General features: G+C 67.7%; 22 protein-coding genes. 12 read left to right on the forward strand and 10 right to left on the reverse strand.

The features are described 5' to 3' along the window. Nucleotides 1-94 precede the first annotated feature (94 nt). The 4 genes from ACOZ4N_RS05655 to ACOZ4N_RS05670 all read left to right on the forward strand — a co-directional run bounded on the left by ACOZ4N_RS05655 (nucleotide 95) and on the right by ACOZ4N_RS05670 (nucleotide 4,326). Nucleotides 95-1,729 carry an FAD-binding oxidoreductase gene (locus ACOZ4N_RS05655; RefSeq protein ID WP_424018954.1) on the forward strand — a complete coding sequence of 545 codons (1,635 nt, stop codon included), beginning with the start codon at nucleotides 95-97 and terminating at the stop codon, nucleotides 1,727-1,729. Continuing rightward, on the forward strand, nucleotides 1,726-2,280 hold the full coding sequence (locus ACOZ4N_RS05660) for a hypothetical protein (protein WP_424018955.1): 555 nt from the start codon (nucleotides 1,726-1,728) through the stop codon (nucleotides 2,278-2,280). The genes ACOZ4N_RS05655 and ACOZ4N_RS05660 overlap by 4 nt, the downstream gene beginning before the upstream one ends. 70 nt (nucleotides 2,281-2,350) lie before the next feature. Further along, nucleotides 2,351-3,631, forward strand: a complete 1,281-nt coding sequence (gene dinB / locus ACOZ4N_RS05665) for a DNA polymerase IV (protein WP_424018956.1) — start codon at nucleotides 2,351-2,353, stop codon at nucleotides 3,629-3,631. A 77-nt stretch (nucleotides 3,632-3,708) separates the two neighbouring features. Beyond that, nucleotides 3,709-4,326, forward strand: coding sequence for a class I SAM-dependent methyltransferase (locus tag ACOZ4N_RS05670; protein WP_424018957.1), 618 nt, complete (start codon nucleotides 3,709-3,711; stop codon nucleotides 4,324-4,326). Between the two features lie 27 nt (nucleotides 4,327-4,353). On the opposite strand, the gene ACOZ4N_RS05675 is transcribed toward ACOZ4N_RS05670, so the two are convergent. Beyond that, the gene (locus ACOZ4N_RS05675; RefSeq protein WP_424018958.1) at nucleotides 4,354-4,743 is read right to left on the reverse strand and encodes a hypothetical protein; all 390 of its coding nucleotides are present in this window, start codon (nucleotides 4,741-4,743) and stop codon (nucleotides 4,354-4,356) included. A gap of 134 nt (nucleotides 4,744-4,877) precedes the next feature. On the opposite strand from ACOZ4N_RS05675, the gene ACOZ4N_RS05680 reads away from it, so the two are divergent. Next, nucleotides 4,878-6,767, forward strand: coding sequence for a helicase HerA domain-containing protein (locus ACOZ4N_RS05680; RefSeq protein ID WP_424018959.1), 1,890 nt, complete (start codon nucleotides 4,878-4,880; stop codon nucleotides 6,765-6,767). Between the two features lie 9 nt (nucleotides 6,768-6,776). On the opposite strand, the gene ACOZ4N_RS05685 is transcribed toward ACOZ4N_RS05680, so the two are convergent. Continuing rightward, nucleotides 6,777-7,487, reverse strand: a complete 711-nt coding sequence (locus ACOZ4N_RS05685; protein WP_424018960.1) for a hypothetical protein — start codon at nucleotides 7,485-7,487, stop codon at nucleotides 6,777-6,779. Between the two features lie 55 nt (nucleotides 7,488-7,542). Next, nucleotides 7,543-8,190 carry a triose-phosphate isomerase gene (gene tpiA / locus ACOZ4N_RS05690; protein ID WP_424018961.1) on the reverse strand — a complete coding sequence of 216 codons (648 nt, stop codon included), beginning with the start codon at nucleotides 8,188-8,190 and terminating at the stop codon, nucleotides 7,543-7,545. Between the two features lie 102 nt (nucleotides 8,191-8,292). Here tpiA and ACOZ4N_RS05695 point away from each other — a divergent pair, with 102 nt between their 5' ends. Next, a complete protein-coding gene (locus tag ACOZ4N_RS05695) occupies nucleotides 8,293-8,859 on the forward strand; it encodes a response regulator (protein WP_424018962.1) in 567 nt (188 codons plus the stop codon). Here the strand turns inward: ACOZ4N_RS05695 and ACOZ4N_RS05700 are convergent. From ACOZ4N_RS05700 to hisC, 4 genes are all read right to left on the reverse strand, one after another. Beyond that, complete coding sequence (locus ACOZ4N_RS05700; RefSeq protein WP_424018963.1) at nucleotides 8,856-9,419, reverse strand: multiprotein bridging factor aMBF1; 564 nt, start codon at nucleotides 9,417-9,419, stop codon at nucleotides 8,856-8,858. The two genes, ACOZ4N_RS05695 and ACOZ4N_RS05700, sit on opposite strands and share 4 nt — an antisense overlap. 65 nt (nucleotides 9,420-9,484) lie before the next feature. After that, the gene (locus ACOZ4N_RS05705; protein WP_424018964.1) at nucleotides 9,485-10,111 is read right to left on the reverse strand and encodes a CDP-alcohol phosphatidyltransferase family protein; all 627 of its coding nucleotides are present in this window, start codon (nucleotides 10,109-10,111) and stop codon (nucleotides 9,485-9,487) included. Next, the gene (locus tag ACOZ4N_RS05710) at nucleotides 10,108-10,614 is read right to left on the reverse strand and encodes an adenylate kinase family protein (protein WP_424018965.1); all 507 of its coding nucleotides are present in this window, start codon (nucleotides 10,612-10,614) and stop codon (nucleotides 10,108-10,110) included. The genes ACOZ4N_RS05705 and ACOZ4N_RS05710 overlap by 4 nt, the downstream gene beginning before the upstream one ends. Beyond that, entirely contained in the window at nucleotides 10,611-11,684 is a 1,074-nt protein-coding gene (gene hisC / locus ACOZ4N_RS05715) for a histidinol-phosphate transaminase (protein WP_424018966.1), read from the reverse strand. The genes ACOZ4N_RS05710 and hisC overlap by 4 nt, the downstream gene beginning before the upstream one ends. A 93-nt stretch (nucleotides 11,685-11,777) precedes the next feature. On the opposite strand from hisC, the gene ACOZ4N_RS05720 reads away from it, so the two are divergent. Next, on the forward strand, nucleotides 11,778-12,233 hold the full coding sequence (locus ACOZ4N_RS05720; RefSeq protein WP_424018967.1) for a transporter: 456 nt from the start codon (nucleotides 11,778-11,780) through the stop codon (nucleotides 12,231-12,233). Between the two features lie 19 nt (nucleotides 12,234-12,252). Here the strand turns inward: ACOZ4N_RS05720 and ACOZ4N_RS05725 are convergent, their stop codons facing one another. Continuing rightward, entirely contained in the window at nucleotides 12,253-13,881 is a 1,629-nt protein-coding gene (locus ACOZ4N_RS05725; RefSeq protein WP_424018968.1) for a GMC family oxidoreductase, read from the reverse strand. A gap of 99 nt (nucleotides 13,882-13,980) precedes the next feature. Next, complete coding sequence (locus ACOZ4N_RS05730; protein WP_424018969.1) at nucleotides 13,981-14,754, reverse strand: fumarylacetoacetate hydrolase family protein; 774 nt, start codon at nucleotides 14,752-14,754, stop codon at nucleotides 13,981-13,983. Between the two features lie 62 nt (nucleotides 14,755-14,816). Here ACOZ4N_RS05730 and ACOZ4N_RS05735 point away from each other — a divergent pair, with 62 nt between their 5' ends. The 3 genes from ACOZ4N_RS05735 (at nucleotide 14,817) to ACOZ4N_RS05745 (ending at nucleotide 16,641) form a co-directional block, all read left to right on the forward strand. Then, nucleotides 14,817-15,062 carry a hypothetical protein gene (locus ACOZ4N_RS05735; RefSeq protein ID WP_424018970.1) on the forward strand — a complete coding sequence of 82 codons (246 nt, stop codon included), beginning with the start codon at nucleotides 14,817-14,819 and terminating at the stop codon, nucleotides 15,060-15,062. 62 nt (nucleotides 15,063-15,124) lie between these two features. Further along, nucleotides 15,125-15,853 (forward strand): metal-dependent hydrolase, encoded by a 729-nt coding sequence (locus ACOZ4N_RS05740; protein ID WP_424018971.1) that lies wholly within the window; start codon nucleotides 15,125-15,127, stop codon nucleotides 15,851-15,853. Between the two features lie 323 nt (nucleotides 15,854-16,176). Beyond that, nucleotides 16,177-16,641, forward strand: coding sequence for a DUF5799 family protein (locus ACOZ4N_RS05745; RefSeq protein ID WP_424018972.1), 465 nt, complete (start codon nucleotides 16,177-16,179; stop codon nucleotides 16,639-16,641). Here ACOZ4N_RS05745 and ACOZ4N_RS05750 read toward each other — a convergent pair. Next, nucleotides 16,635-16,787: a DUF7557 family protein gene (locus tag ACOZ4N_RS05750; RefSeq protein WP_424018973.1), complete on the reverse strand. Its 153-nt coding sequence runs from the start codon at nucleotides 16,785-16,787 to the stop codon at nucleotides 16,635-16,637. The genes ACOZ4N_RS05745 and ACOZ4N_RS05750 overlap by 7 nt on opposite strands. A 236-nt stretch (nucleotides 16,788-17,023) precedes the next feature. Between ACOZ4N_RS05750 and ACOZ4N_RS05755 the strand changes: the two genes are divergently transcribed. Together ACOZ4N_RS05755 and ACOZ4N_RS05760 are read left to right on the forward strand one after the other, a co-directional pair. Then, nucleotides 17,024-20,533: a PAS domain S-box protein gene (locus ACOZ4N_RS05755; protein WP_424018974.1), complete on the forward strand. Its 3,510-nt coding sequence runs from the start codon at nucleotides 17,024-17,026 to the stop codon at nucleotides 20,531-20,533. A gap of 104 nt (nucleotides 20,534-20,637) precedes the next feature. Next, nucleotides 20,638-20,985: a HalOD1 output domain-containing protein gene (locus ACOZ4N_RS05760; RefSeq protein ID WP_424018975.1), complete on the forward strand. Its 348-nt coding sequence runs from the start codon at nucleotides 20,638-20,640 to the stop codon at nucleotides 20,983-20,985. The last annotated feature ends 16 nt before the right edge of the window (nucleotides 20,986-21,001 follow it).

Consider the following 21,001-nt stretch of genomic DNA (forward strand, 5'->3'; position numbering starts at 1 on the left):
GTTCCGGGATCCGATTTTCTGGTACCCCTACCCTGATACGGCGACCGAGTACTGCGGCCCAACACTTTTGAGACGGTTGCACACAGGTAGGATGATGTCCGACAGTGACCTGAGTTTCTGGGGCTGGGGCTACGCCGAGAAGTTCCCGGACGAGTCCGAGCGCGACGAACTCGCGACCAGGATGGAGACCATGCTCGGCTTCCCCGAACGCCCCCGTCTCGACCCACCCACCCTCTCCGACGTGTCGATCCCCGAGTCGTCAGTTTCCGTCCCGGACCACCTCTCGGCGGTCTGCTCGACCGCGACCGAGGACCGGATTCGCCACACCTACGGGAGCGGCTACCGCGACCTCGTCCGCGGGTTCCACGGCGACTTCTCGTCGGCCCCGGACGTGGTGGCCGAGCCGACGGACGAAGACGAGATCCGCGCGATTCTGGACTGGGCGACCGACGAGCGGATCGCGGTCGTCCCCTACGGCGGCGGCACGAGCGTCGTCGCCGGCGTCGAGTGCGACCCCGCGGGCGACGGGGCCGGCTACGCCGGCGTGCTCTCGCTGGACCTCCGAGGGATGGATCAGGTGCTGGAAGTCGACGAGCACTCCCGCACGGCGAAGATCCAGGCGGGTGCGACCGGGCCACAGATCAACGACCAGCTCCGCGAACACGGCCTCCAGCTCAGGCACTACCCACAGTCCTACGAGTTCTCGACGCTCGGCGGGTGGATCGCCACCCGCGCCGGCGGCCACTTCGCCACCGTCTACACGCACATCGACGACTTCGTGGAGAACGTCCGCATGCTGACCCCTTCCGGCGAGTTCGAGTCCCGCCGGCTCCCCGCCTCGGGTGCCGGTCCCGACCCGAACCGCCTCGTCCTCGGTTCCGAGGGATCGCTCGGCGTGATCACGGAGGGCTGGCTCCGCGTCCAGCCCCGCCCGCCCTACCGCGCTCGCGCCTCGGTCCGCTTCGCCGACTTCGACGCGGCGGTCGACGCGACCCGCGAGATCGTCCAGGCGCGACTCTACCCCGCGAACTGTCGCCTCCTCGATAGCAGGGAGGCCATGATGAACGAGGTCGCGATGGACGGCAGTCACGTCCTCGTGCTGGGCTTCGAGTCGACCGATCGTCCCGTCGACGACGACCTCGCTCGCGCCCTCGAAATCGCCGAGGATCACGGCGGGACGGTCTCGGGCGATCCGAGCTACGAGGGTCCACACCGCGACGGAGACGGCGACGACGCCGACCGCGACGACGAGGAAGGCGACTGGCGGTCGGCCTTCTTCGAGGCCCCCTACAAGTTCAACGCGCTGGTGAGTCTCGGCGTCATCGTCGACACCTTCGAGACGGCCGTCACCTGGGACCAGTTCGACCGGCTCCACGAGGAGATCACCGAGCAGGTGACCGAGGTGATGGAGGCGGAGTGCGGTGCCGGCTTCCTCTCCTGTCGGTTCACCCACGTCTACCCGGACGGGCCAGCGCCGTACTACACCCTGCTGGCCCCCGCCGACGTGGGCCGGGAACTCGAACAGTGGCGCGAAATAAAGGCGACGGCCTCGGACGTGATCGAGGAGTACGGCGGGACGATCACCCACCACCACGCCGTCGGCCGGACTCATCGGGAGTGGTACGAGAAGGAGTCACCCGACGAGTTCCGCGACGCGCTCCACGCCGCCAAGGACCGCCTCGACCCCGCCGGGATCATGAACCCCGGCGCCTTGCTCGACCAGCGATGAGCGCCCTCACCGCCGTCGTCCAGATCGGGACTGCCCCGCCGCTGGGTGGCGGCGTGGAACCCGCCGTCGTCGCCCACCTCTACGAGGGCGGCATCCCCCGGTTTCTCGCCTACGAGGTCGGTGAGGGCGAGGATACTGACGACGGTACCGCGACCGGTGCGGACGGGCCACACCTCACCCGTATTCCCGGCGCGTACGCGCCACCCATCGAGGACAACACGGCGTACCCGCTGACCGACCTCCTGCTGGGGACCTACAGGGAGGGATCGGCCATCACCCAGCGCCTGGACACGCTCTCGCGGAAGGCCGCGGCCAACTACGGCCGGACGTTCCGGGAGATGGTCTTTTCGAGCGACGTGGAGTGGGGGTCGGACGGCTACGGCCGACTGTTCGAGGCGCGCAGTCAACTGGAGGCCCACCCCGTCGAGGCGGTCGTCGCCGTCGGCTTCCTCCCCGGCGTGAGCGACGAGGTGCGACTGGCCATCGAGGACAACCGCGACCGCCTCGACGGACAGACGCCGCGGTTGACGGCCGGACCCGCCGATCGCTGATCCGGGCAGCACGGCCCGTTCCGACGCCCCGGGCGAGAGACTTAGGTGGGGGCGGTCCGAACCCCGGCGCATGGACGGGCGGCTGCCGGGTGTCGAGGACGGCTCGCCGGAGCAGGTGATCTGTCACGTCGACATGGACTGTTTCTACGCCGCCTGCGAGCGTCTTCGCGAACCCGCCCTCGAAGACGAACCCCTCGTGGTCGGGATGGGCTACGAGTCCGGCGAGAGCCACGGCGCAGTCGCCACGGCGAGCTACGAGGCCCGCGAGTTCGGCGTCGAGAGCGCCATGCCCATCTCGCAGGCGCTGGAACTGCTCCCCCGGAAAGTCGACGCCGTCGACGACCCGGAGATCGATCCCGAGGAGGCAGGCTTCTACCGCACGGTCGACCTGGACTACTACGAGTCGGTCGCCAGCGAGGTCAAGGCCATCCTGCACGACACCGCCGACACGGTGCGGGAGGTCAGCATCGACGAGGCCTACCTCGACGTGACCGAGACCGTGGACTGGGGGGCGACCGCCGAGTTCGCCCAGGACCTCAAAGATCGGATCGAGGACGAGGTTGGCGTCGTCGCCAGCGTCGGGGTCGCGCCGACGATGAGCGCGGCCAAGATCGCCAGCGACCACGACAAACCCGACGGGCTGGTGATCGTCGAACCCGGCGAAGTCCAGGCGTTTCTCGCCCCACTCGACGTGGAAGAAGTCCACAACGTCGGTCCCGTCACCGCCCGCGAACTCCGGTCGATGGGCGTCGAGACGGCCGGCGACCTCGCCGACGCCGATCCGGACCGCATCGAGGACCGCTTCGGCGAGCGCGGCCGCGAGATCTGGTCGTACGCCCGCGGCGAGGACGACAGACCCGTCGAACCCGTCGGGAAGCCAAAGAGCCTCTCCCGTGAGTCGGCGTTCACCGAGGCGACCGACGACGGCGAGCGCAAGCGCGAGCGCGTCCGGGCGCTGGCCGGCGACGTGGCCGAACGCGCCCGGAGCAAGGACGCGCTCTACCGGACTATCGGGATCAAAGTCGTCACGCCGCCGTTCGACGTGCACACCCGCGCGGAGTCGCTCCCGGGTCCCGTCGAGGACGCCGACCTCGTCGAGGAGGTGGCGCTCGACCTCCTGGCGGAGTTTCGCGACGACGACGTTCGAAAGGTCGGGGTGCGCGTCTCCAATCTGGACTTCTCGGACGCTCGGCAGGCTAGCCTCGACGGGTTCGAGGACGCGTCACCCGGCGAGGCCGGCTCTGCCCGCCGAGAGAACCACTCGCTGGGCGCGTTCACCGAGCGTGACGATACCCGGGAGAACGACGACCGGGGCCCGGAGGGGCAGACCTCGCTGGGCGAGTTCGAGTGACGAGTTTCGAGGACGGAGGACCCGACGATTAGGGTGAGACCGCACATTGTATTACCGGCGGGCGTCAGCGTCTGAACATGGACCCCGAGGACGTTCGCCAGGACTGGGCCGACCGTTCCGGGCGGTTCTCGCCCAGCTACTACGCCGAGATCGGCCCCAACGACGTGAGCGAGACCATCGGCCGCGTCCTCGACCACTACGCCATCGAGGACGCCAGCATCCTCGAAGTCGGCTGTGGCTGTGGCCGCCACCTCGAACACCTCCGTCGGCAGGGCTTCGAGAACCTCACCGGGATCGACATCAACCCGGACGCCTTCGAGGTCATGTCCGACCACTACCCCGAACTGGTCGAGACCGGCACGTTCCTCGACGGGGCGCTGGAAGACCACCTGCCCGAGATGCCTGACGGTGCGTTCGACGCCATCTACACCGTCGAGACGCTCCAGCACGTCCACCCCGACGATGCGTGGGTGTTCGACGAGTTCCAGCGGCTCACGACCGATCTGCTCGTGACTGCCGAAAACGAGGGGAACGGCCCCAACCGTGGGCGAGGCGAGACCGACGTGAGCTACGTCGACGACGAGTTCCCGCTGTATCACCGCGACTGGAAACAGGTGTTCTCGGAGCGAGGGTTCGCCCAGCTGATCCGCGAGCCGACGGATCGGGATACGATCCGGGTGTTTCGCGTCCCCTGATCGGCCGCCGACCTGCTCCACAGCCGCTCAGTCCAGCCCGCTCTCCAGGTTCTCCAGCAGTTTCCCGACGAACAGCCCCATCCGCGGCGAGAGGTCGGTCTCGTCGTCGGTCTCGGCCTCGCCGTCTCCCCCACTGGCGGGCGGGACCGGCGGTTCGGACGGATGAGTCCTGAGCATCTCCACGAACGACTCGCCGTGGGTGAGCGCTTCGGTCATGTCGACCACGTCGACGATCATGCCCTCGTCGGAGGTGTCGAGGTCGTCGTAGTACTCTTTCTCCCAGTCGGAGTACTCGATGGTCCAGGCGTGGCCGCCGACGGCCTCGACGATGCGGTCGAGCGCGCCGACCTCCAACCGGCCGTCGTCGGTCTCGACGTAGACGGTGTCGTCCTCGACGGTGGTCTCGTGACGGCGCATGGTGAACGGTCTCGGTATGTGTCCCCTTCACACCCCTCGGTAATATGGGTTCGGCCCGTATCGCCGGTGCAACTCGCGTCTGACGGCTGGCTGACGGAGGATTATGTCGTCTCGGTGTGAGTACCCGACAAGCGATGGGAGACGAGAAAGAGACCATTACTGTCGCCGAGTTGAGCGACGGGCCGCCGACCGGCACGACGCCCGAACAGTCGGTCGATCTCCCGGTCGTCGAGATCCTGACCGGGCGCGGGTTCGTCACCGGCAAGAGTGGCAGCGGGAAGTCCAACACCGCCAGCGTCATCGCCGAGAACCTGCTCGACGCCGGCTTCGGCATCCTCATCGTCGACATCGACGGGGAGTACTACGGCCTGAAAGAGGAGTACGAGATCCTCCACGTCGGGGCCGACGAGGAGTGTGACATCCAGGTGACGACCGAACACGCCGGCAAGATCGCCTCGCTGGCGCTTGAACAGAACGTCCCCATCATCCTCGACGTGTCCTCCTTCCTCGACGAGGACGAGGCCGAGACACTGCTGACGGAGGTCTCGAAACAGCTGTTCGCCAAGGAGAAGAAGCTGAAACAGCCGTTCCTGATGCTCGTCGAGGAGGTCCACGAGTGGATCCCCGAGAAGGGAGGGATGACCGAAGCGGGGAAGATGCTGATCAAGGTCGCAAAACGCGGCCGGAAACACGGCCTCGGGATGGTCGGGATCAGCCAGCGGCCGGCCGACGTGAAGAAAGACTTCATCACGCAGTGTGACTGGCTGGTCTGGCACCGGCTGACCTGGAACAACGACACGAAGGTCGTCAGCCGCATCCTCGGGAGCGAGTACGCCGAGGCCGTCGAAGACCTGGACGACGGCGAGGCCTTCATGATGAACGACTGGACCGAGCGCGTCCAGCGCGTCCAGTTCCACCGCAAGCAGACCTTCGACGCCGGCGCGACCCCCGGACTGGACGACGTGGACCGACCGGACCTCAAGTCGGTCAGTTCCGATCTCGTCTCGGAGCTGGAGGAGATCAGCGAGGAGAAACAGCGCACCGAGGACCGCATCCAGGAACTCCGGCAGGAACTCGACGAGAAGAACTCCCGGATCGCGGAACTGGAGAAGGAGCTACAGGACGCCCGGGACATGTCGCGGATGGCCGACCAGTTCGTCGACGCCCTGCTGGACACCGTCAAGGGCGTCAACCCCGGCCGCACCGAACAGGAGCGAATGCGCGAGCAGCGGCAACTGGCGACCGGCGAGCCGTCGGTCGACGATGCGGCCGACGGAGCCACCAGTGAAGCCGCCGCGGAGGAAGCGCCCGGTGACACGGCCGCCGGCGAGGACGACCCGGACCTCCAGCCGATGCCCGATTTGGGTGGGGCAGACGGGGGCGACGGAAGCGGGGCCACGGCCAGCGACGGCGACGAAACTGCGACGGCCGACGGTGGCGCGACGGCGGGGCCGGGCGGCGACGATGGACCCGCCGCCGACCCGGACCCAGCCACGGCTCCGACGGCGTTCTTCGAGGGCCCACCCGGTGAGGACGAGGGCGTGGACGAGGCGGTCAGTCGGAACGGCGAGGGTGACGACGCCGACGACGGCGACGTGGCGGCGGCGATGGCCGCGGTCGGGGACGACGAGGCGATGATCGACGGCGAGTCCGGTGAGGCCGTCTCCGTCGACGCCGACCCCTGGCCCGGGGAGGTTCCACCCGCAGGGGAGGAACTCGTCGAGCAGTTGCGCCAGGCCATCGACGCGATGCCTCCGAAGACGCGCGGGATGTTGCGCTACTACCGGAAGGAGGGGCCCGCCAAGCCCCTCGACGCGCACTTCGCGGGTGGCGGCGACGGCGACCGCACCAGCGCGTACGCCCACAACCGCACCCTCCGGACCCACGGCTACATCGAACACGTGGGCCGTGGCTACTACGGCTACCGACTCGCCGACCTCGTCGAGGAGGAGTACCCCGGCGACCCGGACGCCGACGAACTCGACGCACTGGTGGCCGCCATCGAGGAATCGTTCGTGAAGTGATTGGCCGACTCACTGCCGGATCGTTTTCCAGGACCAGTCCCCGCCCCGGACTCCGAGCCAGACGAGCCACAGCGCCTCGGCTAGCCCACCGGCGATCCAGCCCCCGAGGTGGTGATCGGTGATCCGGACGTAGAAGAAGCTCTCGGTCAGGAAGCCCCAGGTGTACAGGGCCAGGGCGAGCACGGCGATAGCCCCGCCGAGGATCGCCCGCACCGCGTCGGCGTCTACCCGTCCGGTCACGACCGCCGCGGCGCGGACGACCGTGGCCGCGATCATCCCGGCGACCGCGAGGCTGGTCCCGACACCGTACGCCGAATAGAGGATCGGAAACAGGATCGAGACGGGGACGTGGGACGCCAGAATCACGCCGAGGACGTGCTCGTCACTGGTCAGGGCTGTCAACACACCGCCGAACAGCAGGAACAGGACCATGTTCCCCAGGTAGTGGCTCAGCCCCCCGTGCACGAACAGACTCACCACGTGGGCGGTGGCGAAGTTGACCAGCGATACCAGCGGAGCCCAGACGCCGAACGCGGGAATCCGGACCAGTCGGATGCCCGCGAGGGTGAACACGCCCGCGACGACGAAGACGGTCAACACGGTCACCGGCAGATAGTCCCAGACCGTCGGGTCCGCCGCTGTCGTCCCAGTCTGCTCGCGCTCGTCCATCACGTTCCGGCGAACCGTGTACCCGCCGCTTCGGTCCGAACCGTCGCTCACACTCGCCGAGACTCACAGCGACCGCAAAAGTGTTGGTGGATCGAACAGGTCCGGCTCAGGCGACCGGCTCGACCAGATCCTCCAGCGCCGCTTTCGGATCGTCGGCCTTCGCGACGCCGCTGGCGAGCAGGACCCCCTCCGCGCCGAGGTCCTTCGCGGACGCCAGATCCTCGCCGGTGGAGATGCCGGCCCCACAGAGTACGTCCACGGAGGCGTCGACGGCGGCCGCGGCGTCGACGGCGTCCCGGACGATGTCGGGGTCGGCCTTGCTGACGGGTGTGCCGGTGCCGATCAATTCGGGCGGTTCGACGGCGACGGCGTCGGGGCCCAGCGCCGCGGCGGCGGCGATCTGGTCGGGATTGTTGGCACAGACGATGGTCTCGAAGTCGGCGCGTTCGGCGGCGTCGAGGCTCGCGTCGAGATCGGCGAGTTTCAGCCGGTTCTCGGAGTGGTTCAGCAGGGTTCCGACCGCGCCCGCGTCGGCGGCGGCCTCGGCGAGCGTCGAACCGGTGTGACTGCCGTGGTCGACGGGGCTGACGTGCTGGGCCCAGGTCTCGACGCCGGTGTCGGCGACGGCCGAGAGGTGGGCGGCCTGCGGTGCGATGGCGATACGGACGCCCGTGGACTCGCTGACCTCGTGGGCCGCGGTCGCGACCGCGACGGGGTCACACGGGTACGCCTTCAGGTTGACGAGGACGAACATACCGAGGGGGCGACCGCGGCGTGCATAAAGGGTGGGAGTTCGGCACGGTGAGTCGGAGGGCCGTTTTAATACGTCCGGGCCAGTACGGTTGCAGTGATAGTCGTGTCATCGCGAACTTCTGAGGCGACGGTGCTGGTCGCGGAAGACGAGCAGCACCTCGCGGACCTCTACACCGACTACCTGGCCGAACACTACGAGGTGCTGACGGCCTACGGCGGGGAGGACGCAGTCGAGATTCTCCACGACGACAGCGTCGACGTGGACGTGGCACTGCTCGACCGCCGGATGCCGGACCTCTCGGGCGACAAGGTCCTCGCGGATATCAACGAGAACGGCTGTGACTGCCGGGTCGCGATGGTGACCGCCGTCAACCCCGGCTTCGATATCATCGACATGGGCTGTGACGACTACCTGGTCAAACCAGTCTCCCGTGACGACCTGCTCGACGTGGTCCAGCGCCTGCTCAAACTGTCCGAGTACAGCGAGAAACACCAGCAACTCACCTCCAAGAAACTGAAACGCAACGTCCTCAAGGTCGAAAAGAGCGCGGCGGAACTGGAACGGAGCGACCGGTTCGAGCGTCTGACCGGCGAGATAGAAGGGCTCGAAGCCGAGCTAGACGAGATCGGCGAGGACCTCTCTATCGAAGACGTCCAGCGTCACATCTAGGAATCCTTTCGCTGTACCACGTCGCCGAGCGTGTACTCACCGTCACTCGAGCCGCCACTCCACTCCGTGTCGTCGGCGCTCCCGCCGCCTTCGGTCAGGACGATGTCGAGTTCACTTTCGAGTTTCTGTTGCACCGAGTCGCTCGGGAGGGTGTCACCGCGTTCGAGTTTGCGGATGAGACTCGCCTTCTCGTTGAGCTGGTTGGCCAGTTCCTCCTGGTTCAGTCCCGCGTTCTCCCGGGCCTGCCGGATGCGCTGGTCGTAATCCTGTGCCACTTCGTCCATCTCGTCGAACATGTCGCGCCGGCCGCGACCGCCGCCACCGCCGCCACCCGACGAGGCACTCCCGCCGGAACTCGACCCCCCGCTGGAGCTCGAACTGTCCGAGCCCGACCCGGAGGAACTGCTCGTCGAGTACTTGGTGGACGAGCTCGAACTGCTCTGGGTGCGGACCTCGGTGCCGAAGTCGGCACAGTCGTCACAGACGTCGAGTTCTGCGCCTTCGACTTTCACCGTGTTCGGCGAGGCCGTATCGGCGCCGCACATCTCACACTGGACCATGCCAGTGCCTTCGCCGCGCCCCGGTATAAATCGTACGCCAGGCGACACAGCCGTCGAGACGGCCGTCAGGACAGTGCCCGGAACGCGCCGACGAACCGCTGGAGCGCCGTCAAGTGACCGACGACGGCGAAGACCACGAGCAACCAGCCGACCGCCGTCAATCCGTAGAGTTCCGCCGGAATGACGAACGAGTACAGGCCGATGACGCCGATCAACGCGAGCCGATCCGCTCGCCCGAGCAGGCCGCCGTAGACCCGATCCAGCCCGACCGCCTGTGATTGCGTGCCGAGATAGGAGGTCATGAGGACGCCGGTGACGGCCGCCAGCCCGAGCGGGTAGCGGTCGACCCCCGCCGCCAGGCCGACGATCATCACGATGTCGGCGTAGCGGTCGAGGACGTGATCCAGCAGGTCTCCTGCCCGCGAGTCGGTCCCGAGTCGCCGGGCCAGCGCGCCGTCGAGCAGATCCAGCCAGCCGTTCAGGAAGACCAAGAGTGCGCCGACGAGGTACCAGATCGGGTCGGTCGCGCCGGTCCGGCCACCGCCCCCGAGATAGAACGCACCGCCAGCACCGGCCGCCAGCAGGAAGGCGATCACGCTCACGACGTTGGGCGTCACACCCAATCTGCTCGACGCACTCACGAACGGCGTCAGCGCGCGGTCGGCCAGCGGCCTGAGTCTGTCCAGCGTCATAGATACTCGATGAACGAGACGGTCCCGGCGCTCGGTTCGCGCTCGCCGTCGATCACGCGCTCTATCTCACCGGCCACTGCCTCGGGGTCCCGGTCCGTCGCGTCGATCTCGTAGACCGACTCCTCGCCGTGGCGCTCGACCGCTTCCGCGAGGATCACGTCCAGCGCCTCGCTCTCGGCGTTCTCCTCGGCCTTCGCCGCTGGTTCGCCCCGTTCGGTCAGTCGGCGTTCGAGTTCCTCGGGGTGACAGCGCAGGACGACCACGCGGTCCACGTCCAGCTGGTGGGCCAGGTGGGAGTCGAGCAGGAGATCGTCCCGCTCGCCCAGCCAGTCGGCCACGGCGTCGAGGTCGGCCACGAGGCTGTCGCGGTCCTCGTCCCGGCCGGTGGCCAGCCCTTCCTCGCGGATGACCTCGTTGAGGTGAACGAGTTCGAGGTCGGACTCGACGAGGTCCGTCGCGGTGGTCTTGCCCGTCCCGGGCGTGCCCGTGACCGCGACTCTCACGCGTCGATCACCCCGTTGAGGACCTCGACCGCCCGTTCCATCTGCTCGGGCGTGCCACAGGTGATCCGGATGCACTCGGGCAGGCCGAAACTCGTACAGTCCCGCACGATGATCCCCTCGCGCTGGGCGGCGTCGGTGACCGCCTCGCCGTCACCGACTTCGGCCAGCACGAAGTTGCCCTGGCTCTCCCAGGTCCGGGCGTCGAGGTTCTCGTAGAGGTACTCGCGGGCGTCTTCGACCATCTCGACGGTCTGCTCGATGTGTTCGTCGTCGTCGAGCGCCGCCAGCCCCGCCCGGCAGGTGAGTTCGCCCGTGTCGAAGGGGGTGTGAATCCGGGCGTAGGCGTCGGCCCAGTCCTCGGGGACCAGTCCGTAGCCCAGGCGCATCCCGGCCAGGCCGTAGGCCTTCGAGAACGTCCGGAGGACGGCCACGTCGTCGCGCTCGCGGACGAGGTCGACCGCGCTCTCGATGTCCGCGAACTCGCCGTACGCTTCGTCGACGAGGATCAGCGTGTCCTCGCCGGTCTCGTCGGCCAGTCGCGCCACCTCGTCCAGCGGCATGACCGAGCCGGTCGGGTTGTGCGGGCTGGTGACGGCGACGATGCGCTCGCCATCGTAGGCGTCGAGCACCCTGTCGGCCGTCTGTTCGAAGTCGTCGGCCTTCGACAGGCGGTAGGTCGCCACCTCGCCGTGGTGGTAGCGGGCGCTCATGGCGTAGTAGGCGAAACCCGGGCGCGGCACCAGCACGCGCTCGCCCGGCCGGATGAGTGCCCGCGAGAGGCAATCGAGGACGCCGTCCCCGCCGTTTGCCAGCCAGACCTGCTCGGACGCGAGGTTCCAGTCGTCGGCCAGGCGCTCGATCAGGTCGGTGTGTGAACTCTTCGGGTAGAGGTGTACCGAGTCGGCGTGTTCGCGGATCGCGGCGGCCGCCTTCGGGCTGGGACCCAGTACGTTCTCGTTCGAGGAGAGTTTCACCAGCTCGCCGGGATCGAGTCCCAGCTCCCGGGCGACTTCTTCGATCCCCCGCCCGGCCCGATAGACGGAGTGGTCCGACAGGTCCCGTGGTTCCATGTCCGAGCAAAACGGACCCCGATTCTTAAGTTTGCTTGAACGAGGCGGCCGGAACTCACCAGTTTCAAGAGGTGATGCCCCCAGCACTCGGGTATGGCGTCTATCGACCTGACAATCGGGTACGTAATCCACATGCTGTTCGCCGGCCTCTGGACCGGCAGCGTCCTGTTCATGACCTACGGCGTCCTCCCCATCGCCCGGGAGGGCAGTATCGACACCGACCCCTTCGCCGACATCACGAGCCGCCTGCTCACGCTCTCGCGGGCCTGCGCGCTCGTCCTGTTCCTGACCGGCGGCCACCTCGCTGGAAACATCTACACCGTCGAACGGCTGACTGGCACAACGCGGGGCTACCTCGTCATCGCCATGATCGTCCTCTGGCTGGCGCTGGCGGGCCTCGTCGAGGTCGGCACCAGCAAGATCAGCGACGGCCTCGCGGAACGGAAGCTCCGCGAACCCGCGAACAACGCCCGACCCTTCTTCCTCGGCGGCTCCGTGGCCGCGCTCGGCCTGCTCGTGGTCGCCGGCCTGCTCCTGGGCGGCGTCTGATCCGGCCGAAACCGTTCTCCTACAGCCGTTCGTCGACGTGATCCGCACACTTCAGCGACAGCGCCGCGATGGTCAGCGTGGGGTTCAATGCACCGGGCGTGACGAACACGCTACTGGAGGCCACCGAGAGGTTCGGCACGTCGTGGGTCCGGAGTTGCGGGTTCACCACGCTCTCCGCTGGATCGGTGCCCATCCGCGTGGTCCCCATGTGGTGGAACGCCGGGCCGGTGTTCTCGGGGCCGACCGTCCAGCCGATGTCGACGCCGAGTTCCTCCAGAATCGCGTGCTGAATCTCGTTGGCCCGGCGGATCGTCCGTTTCGTCCGGGCATCCAGCGACCACGTGATGTCGGGCACCGGATTGCCGTGGTCGTCGGTCCGGGACGTGTCGAGCGTGATGCGGTTTTCCTTCCTGGGTAACTGCCCGACCAGGCCGCCCATGGCGATGTTGTTGCCGTACGCATCCCGAAGCGAGTCGAGCAGGTCGTCGCCGAACTCGTCGGCGGTCAGGGCCAGCTCGACCGGCGAGGGGCCGGCGTAGTTCAAAAACTCCAGCTTCATCGGGCCGAGGTCCGCGTCGCTTCCCGGAATTCCACCGTCGGTCCCCTCGGTGGCCTGGCCCGGTTCGTCGTAGAACTGGTGGCACTCGCTGGTGATGAACCCGACGTGGTTCTGCCGGGTTCGCTCGTCGAGCAGGCCACCGGCACCGCAAAAGAGGTGTTCGGTGAAGTAGCGGCCGACGAGGCCGGAGCTGTTGGCCAGTCCGTCCTGATGATCGGGCGAGCGCGACATGAGCAACAGTCTGGGAATCTCGACGCCGCCACAGGCGAGAACGAACTCCCGGGCTGTCTGGCTGTGGGTCTCGCCGTCGGGCGTGGCGTAGCGGGCGGCCTCAACCCGCCCTGCGTCGTCGGTGACGAGTTCCTGGACCGGCGCGCGGTCGATCACGCGTGCGCCCGCGTCCTCGGCTTTCCGGACGTGTACGTCGGCGCTGTACTTCGCGCCGGAGGGACAGACCGGTTTGCAGGTGCCGTAGCCGACGCAGGCGCTCCGGTCGTCGTAGCCCTCGGAGTTGCGGGCGTTCGGGACCGAGTGCATGACGACGCCCAGTCGCTCGCAGGCCTCGGCGAACAGCGAGTCGCTGTAGGACGGCTCGAACGCGGGGAGCGGGTGCGGTTCGTCCCGCGGCGGCGCGAACGGGTTGTCCGAGGCCCCCGATACACCCAGTTCCGTCTCGGCTGTGGCGTAATAGGGCTTCAGGTCGTCGTATCCGATGGGCCAGTCGGCGGCGACGCCGTCCCGGGTCCGGCGCTCGAAGTCGGCCTCGTGGTGGCGCATCACCATCCCCTGCCAGTGGAGGGTGGAGCCACCGATCCCCTTGACGCGGGCCGAATTGAGGGGGTAGAACATCTCGCCGCTGGAACTGTAGGCGTCCCGCTCGCCGCCCATGTCCCACACCGAGGTATCGGAGTGAGCGGGCCTGATGGCCCGCTCCATCCGATCCAGCCGGGACTCGAATTCGAACCGCGGCCCCGCCTCCAGCACGACCACCTCGTGGCCCCGCTCGGCGAGTCGGTGCGCGGCGAGCGCGCCAGCCGGTCCCGCCCCGACGACGCACACGTCAGCCCGCTCGCTCGGCCGTCGATCCATCTCGGCCGGGATTAGGTGAGCCTAAACTTATGGCTTCTGGTGTCGGCCGACGGACACCCGTGGCTGGGAGGAGTGGCGGGAGAACCGAGAATCGGCGATTCAGGGAATCCGGACGGTGTTTCGCAGGGTGCCGACACCCTCGATCTCGACCTCCACCTCGTCGCCGTCGGCCAGCGGACCGACGCCGGCGGGGGTACCCGTCGAGATCACGTCGCCGGGTACGAGGGTCATGTAGGTCGTGATCTCCTCGATGAGTTCGGGGACGGAGAAGATGAACTGGTCGCGGGAGGACTGCTGTTTGACTTCGCCGTTGACGCGACACTCGATGGTCGCGTCCTCGGGGACGTGTTCCGGAGTCGAGACGAGCGGGCCGATGGGTGCGGCGTCGTCGAAGGCCTTCCCGCGGACCCAGTTCTGTTCGACCTCCTGGTCGTCCCGGTTCGAGAGGTCGTTGAGGCAGGTGAAGCCGGAGACGTAGTCCATGGCCTCGTCGGCGCTGACGCCCTTGCACCGCTCGCCGATGACGACGGCGAGTTCGGCCTCGTAGTCGATGCGTGCCTTGTCAGCCGGGAGCGTGACTTCCTTGTTGTGGCTGGTGACCGTGTTCGGCGGCTTCAGAAAGAGCAGGGGCCGATCCGGCACGTCCGCGTCCCGTTCGGCGGCGTGATCGGCGTAGTTGAGGCCGACACAGACGATCTTCGTGGGTTCACATGGCGGGAGAATCTCGACGTCGTCGGGAGCGAACTTCTCGTCGCCAAAAGAGATGCGCCCGTACGGTCCGGCCGCGGCCGTCACCAGTTCCTCCCCGTTCTCGACGGTCCAGCGACCCCCACGCACGTTGCCCGCGGAATCCCGGAAGCGCACGCGTTTCATGTCCCGCGAATCGGAGCGCCGCCTGATAAGCGTTTACAAGCACTCATCACTTACACCGGCACGTGTTCCGACTGGCCTGCTGCCTGCTGGTGATTCTCGCCATCGTGTCGACGGCTGGAGTAGTGACGGGGCGCGCGACCGATGGCACCTCGACCACCGCCGCGGCGACCGACACCACGACGGCGACGGAGACTGCGACGCCCGACCGGACGGTGATGGCCTCGGACGGCACCTTCGGCGGGTTCACGCTCGGGGCGGCGATTCTGGCCGTCGTGGCCGCGGGCTCGTACCGCTATCTCCGGGGCTGAGGCGGTCGGCTCTGCAGGCTCCTGTACCGTTAAGTGGGCTTCGACCCAACCGACGCGTTGCAATGGAACTCACCTGGCACGGTCACGCGACCTGGAGTGTCTCGGTCGGTGACACGGACATCCTGATCGACCCGTTCTTCGACAACCCCAAGACCGACGCCGAGGCCGCCGACTTCGACCCCGACGTGGTACTCGTGACACACGGCCACGACGACCACGTCGCCGACGTGGGCGAGTACACCGACGCCACGCTCGGCGGGACGCCCGAGGTCGTCGGCCACCTCGCCGAACAACACGATTTCGCCGAGGACGACGTTGTCGGGTTCAACCTCGGCGGCACCGTCGAGTTCGGCGACGCCTACGTCACGATGCACCGCGCCGACCACACGAACGGCCTCGAAGGTGGCTTCAACGCCCCCAGCGGGGGCAACTGTGCTGGTTACGTCATCAGCGACACCGTACCGACGCAGGTGTCCGACGCGGACTCGACGACGTTCTACCACGCCGGCGACACCGGCCTGATGACCGAGATGCGCGAGGTCATCGGCCCGTACCTGGAACCCGACGCCGCGGCCCTGCCCGTCGGCGACCACTTCACCATGGGCCCGATGCAGGCCGCCGTCGCGGCCGACTGGCTCGACGTGGATCACGTCTTCCCGATGCACTACGACACGTTCCCGCCCATCGAGATCGACACCGACCGATTCGTCGACGAGGTGGCGGCGACCGGCAGTGACGCCGCGGTCCACGTCCTCGACGGTGACGAGTCGGTCGACCTGAACGAGCTGTAACTGCGACGGCGCTGTTTTTCGGGGTGCCGGCGTGTCAACGACCCCCACTGTAATAAACGACCGTCCATAACCGGCGACAGCATCAGTGGGGATGGGCGGATTGAATTAGTTGCTACTTCGGTCGGGGGGTGGGACCAGCGACCGGGGGGCACCGTGTTACAGGCTTCGGCCTGTCGGACGACGCACCATGGGTGGGGACCCAGTTGCCACGTGGGGGTGGCACCGACACGCTTCGTCCGCCGCGGACACCGTTTCTTCACGACCGACCGTCGAGCGACGCGGCCGTGACAACGCTGAAGCCACTCGGCCGCCACAGTCGACGCATGGAACACTGGACCGACCGGATCGTCGGCGACCGGATGACGGTCGACCAGCAGTTCACCGACCGCGTGGAATCGTCGCCGTTCTCCCGCCAGCAGTGGGGACTGGTCATGACCGCCATCGAGTTCGAGATCGAGAGCCCGGCCGACGACGAGGCGGAGCTCGTCGCCGACACGAGCGCGCTCCCGTCGGTCATCCCGGAACTGGACTCGATGGACGAACACCCGATGGCCGGCCCGGGCGGGCCCGGCGGTCCGGGCGGTCGCGACGCTGGCGGCGGCGTGCTCGGCGGCATCAAGGACGCCCTCGGACTCGGTGGTGACGGCGGTGACGACGAACTCGACGAGGAGCGCCTGGCGACGGCCGAGCGGCTCGCCGACGAGTACGCCGCCGAGTTACAGGCTCACCTCGAAGAGACCGGCAGGTGGAGTACCGTCCGGGCCGCGGCCGCCGAGTCGGATCAGTAGTCCTCGTCGCTGCCGCGGTACAGCGTCAACTCCTCGGCCTGGTAGATGTTGATGAGTTCGTTGATGACCTCGTCGTAGCTCTCGTCTTCGATCCGGAGGCCGTCCAGTCGCTCGATGGTCTCCTCGTCGAGATCCACACGTGGCATACACTAACACTGACTCCGCCCATTCAGTTAAGTTCCACGTCGCCGCGGCCGAACCGACAGCCCGGCGACGGGGTACCGCTTTCCCTTCCGCCTCACTGGATCACGACCGGACGTGCTTGCGGGACGGTACCGACCAGGCCCCGGCGTTAGTACGGCCTGTTCACCCTTGCGTACCGGATCAGGCAAGCGTTTGTATGGCTGTCGCCGAGGGACCACGAGGTTCGGACGAGGTTCACATGACCGACCGAGACCCGATCCTGTTGGTCGCACGGTCCGACGTGACAGTGCCGACAGCGGTCGCGGGACAAGAGGGAGGACGGATACGCGAGGTGGCCGACGAAACCGCGGCCCTCGACGCCCTCGCCGGTGGTCAGACGGTCGTGCTGACAGCCGAGCCCGCGGACGGGGTGACACCGACGCTGATCGAACGGGTCACCGAGGCGGCACCCGACACACCGGTCGTCGCCGTCGTCGAAGAGCGGAGCGAGGCCGACGACGCTCTCTTCGCGGCGGGTGCGACGGGCGTCGTCACCCCCGAGACGGTGCCACGGCTGGTCGGCCCGGACGGGCCGGAGTTACTGGCCCGCATGAAACGGGGCGACTCGAGGCCCGGGAGCGACGGCAGTTCACCCACGATGCGGTCGCTGGCCGACACGGCTTCGGCCGACGGCGCGGGGAAATCGACACAGCGAGACGGTGGCATCGTCCTGGACCGGTCGCCGGACCCGGCCCACACCGATCCACAGCAGTACGACGACATTCTCCAGCGCTACGAGACGATCCTCGACACGGTCGAAGACGGGATCTACCTGATGGATGCCGACGGGTGCTTCGTCGCGGTCAACGATGCCACCGAGGACCTGACGGGATACCCGCGGGAGTACCTGGTGGGCCGGCACGTCTCGACTGTCCTCCCGGACGCGGACGTGAGGCGCGGCCGACGGTTGATCCGGGAGTTGCTGGCCGACGACGACCGCCACGTCGGGACCATGGACCAGACCATCGTGCGACCGGACGGCGAAGAGATTCCATGCGAGAATCGCCTCGCAATCGTCGAGGACGACGGCCACTTCCTCGGGAACGTCGGTGTCGTCCGCGACGTGAGCGAACAGCGCGAGCGCGAGCGCCGACTCAGAGAGGAGCGCGCGCTGGTGGAAGCCATCTTCGAGGCCGTTCCGGACCTGCTCTATGCCTTCGACGAGAACGGCGAGTTTCTCAGGTGGAACGACCGCGTCCCGGCGGCGACAGGCTACAGCGACGCGGAGATCGAGGACCTGGATCCGCTCGAATTTCTCGCGCCCGAAGACCGCGCCCGCGTCGCCGACACGCTCCGAACGGTCGTCTCCGACCGCCGCATCGAACACGTCGAGGCGAACCTGCGAACGCGAGACGGCGAGCGTGTCCCCCACGAGTTCAGCGGCGGTCCGGTCGTCGACGACGACGGCGAACTCATCGGCGTCGCCGGGATGGGACGGGACGTTTCGGATCGGGTCGCACGCGAGCGCAAGATCGAACGCCAGCGGGACGAACTCGACGAGTTGAACCGGATCAACGCGGTCATCCGGGACATCGACCAGGCCCTGATCCGCGCCCAGAGCCGCGAGGAGGCGGAACGGGTCGTCTGTGATCGACTGGCCGCCTCGGAGGCCTACCGGTTCGCGACCGTCACGGGCTACGATCCGACGACCGACACCTTCGTCCCACGGACCGGTGCGGGCGAACACGAGCGAATCGACGTGATCGAGGCGATGGGGACGGCCCCCGACGGGCCCGGGCGCGAGGCGATCCGTACCCGCTCGGTCCAGGTGATCCAGAACCTGCGGGCCAGCGACCGCCTCCACGCCTGGGAGTCAGCCGCGTTCGAGTGTGGCGTCCGGTCGCTCGCGATCATCCCCGTGACGTTCGAGGACACCACCTACGGACTGCTCTCGGTGTTCGCGTCCCGACCGGACGCGTTCGACGAACGCGAGGAGACGGTACTGGGCGAACTCGGCGAAACGCTCGGCTACGCGCTGGCCACCATCGACCGCGAGGAACGCGAGCAGTTGCTCACGACGCTGCAGGGATCGACCCGCGAACTCATCAACGCGGACTCGAAGGAGGCGGTGTGTGATCGCGTCGTCTGTGCCGCCGCGGACGTCCTGCAGACGGCCAACATCGGCGTCTTCCTGCTCGACGAGGACGGCGACCTCGTCCGAACCGCGTCGACCGACGGGTTCACCGAGCAGTTCGTCGCGGACCGCCTGTCCGATCCGGACACGGCAGGTGCCGCGCCCTGGTCGGCGTTCCTCGACGGCGAGACGACCGTGTTCGACGCCACCGACCTGGCAGTCCTGGCCGACGAGGGAAGTCGGAGCGGCCTGGCCGTCCCACTCGGCGACCACGCCCTCCTGATCGCGCTCTCGACCGATCCGACCGGATTCGACGGCGACCTCCGGCGCGTCCTCGAACTGTTCGGAACCTCGGCCGAGGCCGCCCTGGACCGAGTGGAGGGCGAGGCCAACCTCCGGGCCCGGGACGCCGAACTCGAGACACAGAACCGCCGGCTGAAACGGCAGGTGAAGATCAACGAGGTGATCCGCGGGGTCGACGAGGCACTGGTCGACGGGACTACGCGGACCGAGATCGAACAGTCCGTCTGCGAGCGGCTGGTCTCGGAGGGGTCCTATCGGTTCGCCTGGATCGGCCAGTTCGATCCGGCCACCGACGATGTGACACCACGGACCTGGGCCGGCGAAGGCGGCGAGTACCTCGATACCCTCGGCGCGGACGCCAGCGAGCCGAGTTCCCGCGCGCTCGACGACGGTGAGCCGGTGATCGTCTCGCAGGTGTCGGACCGACTCCACGACGAACCGTGGCGGCAGGCGGCACTGCTCCGGGGCTTCCGGTCGGTCGTGGCCGTCCCGCTCGAGTACGAGAACTACACCTACGGTGTGCTGGCAGTCTACGGTGCGGAGAGCGACGCCTTCGGCGAAACCGAGCGCCCAGTGTTCGCGGAGTTGGGCGAGACCATCGCCAACGCGATCAACGGAATCGAGACGAAACAGTCACTGCTGGGCGACGACGCCATCCGACTCAAACTCCGCCTCGACGACGAGACGAGTCCGCTGGTCTCGCTCGCTCGGACCCTCGACTGTACGATCCGGCTCGAAGGGGTCAACACATGGACCGCCGACGGACTGCGTGCGTTCCTCACGATCTCCGGCGCCGATTCGGCGGCCGTCGTCACCGCACTCCGCCAGGCAGTCGCGGTCGCCGATCACCGCCACGTCGGCGAACGCGACAGCGAAGTGTACGAGGTCGAATTCGCCGATGTGACCGTCCTTGGGACCCTGCTGGAACACGGCGGCCTCCCGCGGGACCTCACCGTCGAGGGCGGCGAGATGGACCTGATCGTCGACGTGTCTCACGACATCCACGTCCGGGAACTGGTCGATGCCGTCCGCGCGAGCTACCCGACGACGGAACTGATCGCTCGCAGGGACGTGACCCGAGAGCTTCGCAGCGAGGAACAACTCCGGAGCGACGTGTTGAGCGACCTGACCGAGCGCCAGCGCGAAGTCCTGGCGACGGCCCACCTGAGCGGCTACTTCGAGCGACCGCGCGAGAGTACGGGCCAGGACATCGCGGACGCCCTCGGCGTCTCACAGCCAGCCGTGAACCGCCATCTCCGGGTCGCCCAGCGGACGGTGTTCGACTGGCTCCTGTCGGGAAACGTGGTCGAGAGCGAGGCACTGGATCGCTGAGCGACCGATAGGGGTCCCCAGACGGCCAGACCGGCCCACGGTGTTATACTGATAACGCCCCGTGTCGGCGACGGTTATCTATATCGTGAGTATCGACTTCGGAGATGGTACCGTGTGTTCTACCTGGAATCATGCGTGCGAGTTTCAGCGACACCAGTGGCGTACCAGGATCGAACAAACCCATCGTCGAGTCGGTCGTCAACGCGGTCGCCCGGGTCGAAGGCGTCGACCCCGTCGACCTGTCCGAGCCCGTCTTCGCGTTCGTCGACCCCGACGCGCTGGACGCACTCGTCGCTTCGTCCCAGTCCGGGACCGGTCTTACCGTCGTGTTCGAGGCCTGGGGGCACGAAATCGTGATCGAGGGCGACGGGACGATCACGGTCGACGGCGAACCCCAGGACCAGGCCACGTTCGAGGGCGTGGCGAGAACCGGACCAGGGAATCACAGGTGAGCCAGGAGTCGTCTCC

It is taken from the genome of Halorientalis pallida, from assembly GCF_049605515.1.
In the GTDB taxonomy this organism is placed as follows: Archaea; Halobacteriota; Halobacteria; order Halobacteriales; family Haloarculaceae; genus Halorientalis; species Halorientalis pallida_A.

Coding starts and splice junctions, on each gene's coding strand:
- ACOZ4N_RS05680 (WP_424018959.1), top strand. CDS start 4,878: ATGGGAGACGAGAAAGAGACCATTACTGTCGCCGAGTTGAGCGACGGG.
- ACOZ4N_RS05730 (WP_424018969.1), bottom strand. CDS start 14,754: ATGAAACGCGTGCGCTTCCGGGATTCCGCGGGCAACGTGCGTGGGGGT.
- tpiA (WP_424018961.1), bottom strand. CDS start 8,190: ATGTTCGTCCTCGTCAACCTGAAGGCGTACCCGTGTGACCCCGTCGCG.
- ACOZ4N_RS05760 (WP_424018975.1), top strand. CDS start 20,638: ATGGTACCGTGTGTTCTACCTGGAATCATGCGTGCGAGTTTCAGCGAC.
- ACOZ4N_RS05750 (WP_424018973.1), bottom strand. CDS start 16,787: ATGCCACGTGTGGATCTCGACGAGGAGACCATCGAGCGACTGGACGGC.
- ACOZ4N_RS05655 (WP_424018954.1), top strand. CDS start 95: ATGTCCGACAGTGACCTGAGTTTCTGGGGCTGGGGCTACGCCGAGAAG.
- ACOZ4N_RS05755 (WP_424018974.1), top strand. CDS start 17,024: ATGACCGACCGAGACCCGATCCTGTTGGTCGCACGGTCCGACGTGACA.
- ACOZ4N_RS05675 (WP_424018958.1), bottom strand. CDS start 4,743: ATGCGCCGTCACGAGACCACCGTCGAGGACGACACCGTCTACGTCGAG.
- ACOZ4N_RS05725 (WP_424018968.1), bottom strand. CDS start 13,881: ATGGATCGACGGCCGAGCGAGCGGGCTGACGTGTGCGTCGTCGGGGCG.
- ACOZ4N_RS05705 (WP_424018964.1), bottom strand. CDS start 10,111: ATGACGCTGGACAGACTCAGGCCGCTGGCCGACCGCGCGCTGACGCCG.
- ACOZ4N_RS05660 (WP_424018955.1), top strand. CDS start 1,726: ATGAGCGCCCTCACCGCCGTCGTCCAGATCGGGACTGCCCCGCCGCTG.
- dinB (WP_424018956.1), top strand. CDS start 2,351: ATGGACGGGCGGCTGCCGGGTGTCGAGGACGGCTCGCCGGAGCAGGTG.
- ACOZ4N_RS05745 (WP_424018972.1), top strand. CDS start 16,177: ATGGAACACTGGACCGACCGGATCGTCGGCGACCGGATGACGGTCGAC.
- ACOZ4N_RS05720 (WP_424018967.1), top strand. CDS start 11,778: ATGGCGTCTATCGACCTGACAATCGGGTACGTAATCCACATGCTGTTC.
- hisC (WP_424018966.1), bottom strand. CDS start 11,684: ATGGAACCACGGGACCTGTCGGACCACTCCGTCTATCGGGCCGGGCGG.
- ACOZ4N_RS05670 (WP_424018957.1), top strand. CDS start 3,709: ATGGACCCCGAGGACGTTCGCCAGGACTGGGCCGACCGTTCCGGGCGG.
- ACOZ4N_RS05740 (WP_424018971.1), top strand. CDS start 15,125: ATGGAACTCACCTGGCACGGTCACGCGACCTGGAGTGTCTCGGTCGGT.
- ACOZ4N_RS05700 (WP_424018963.1), bottom strand. CDS start 9,419: ATGGTCCAGTGTGAGATGTGCGGCGCCGATACGGCCTCGCCGAACACG.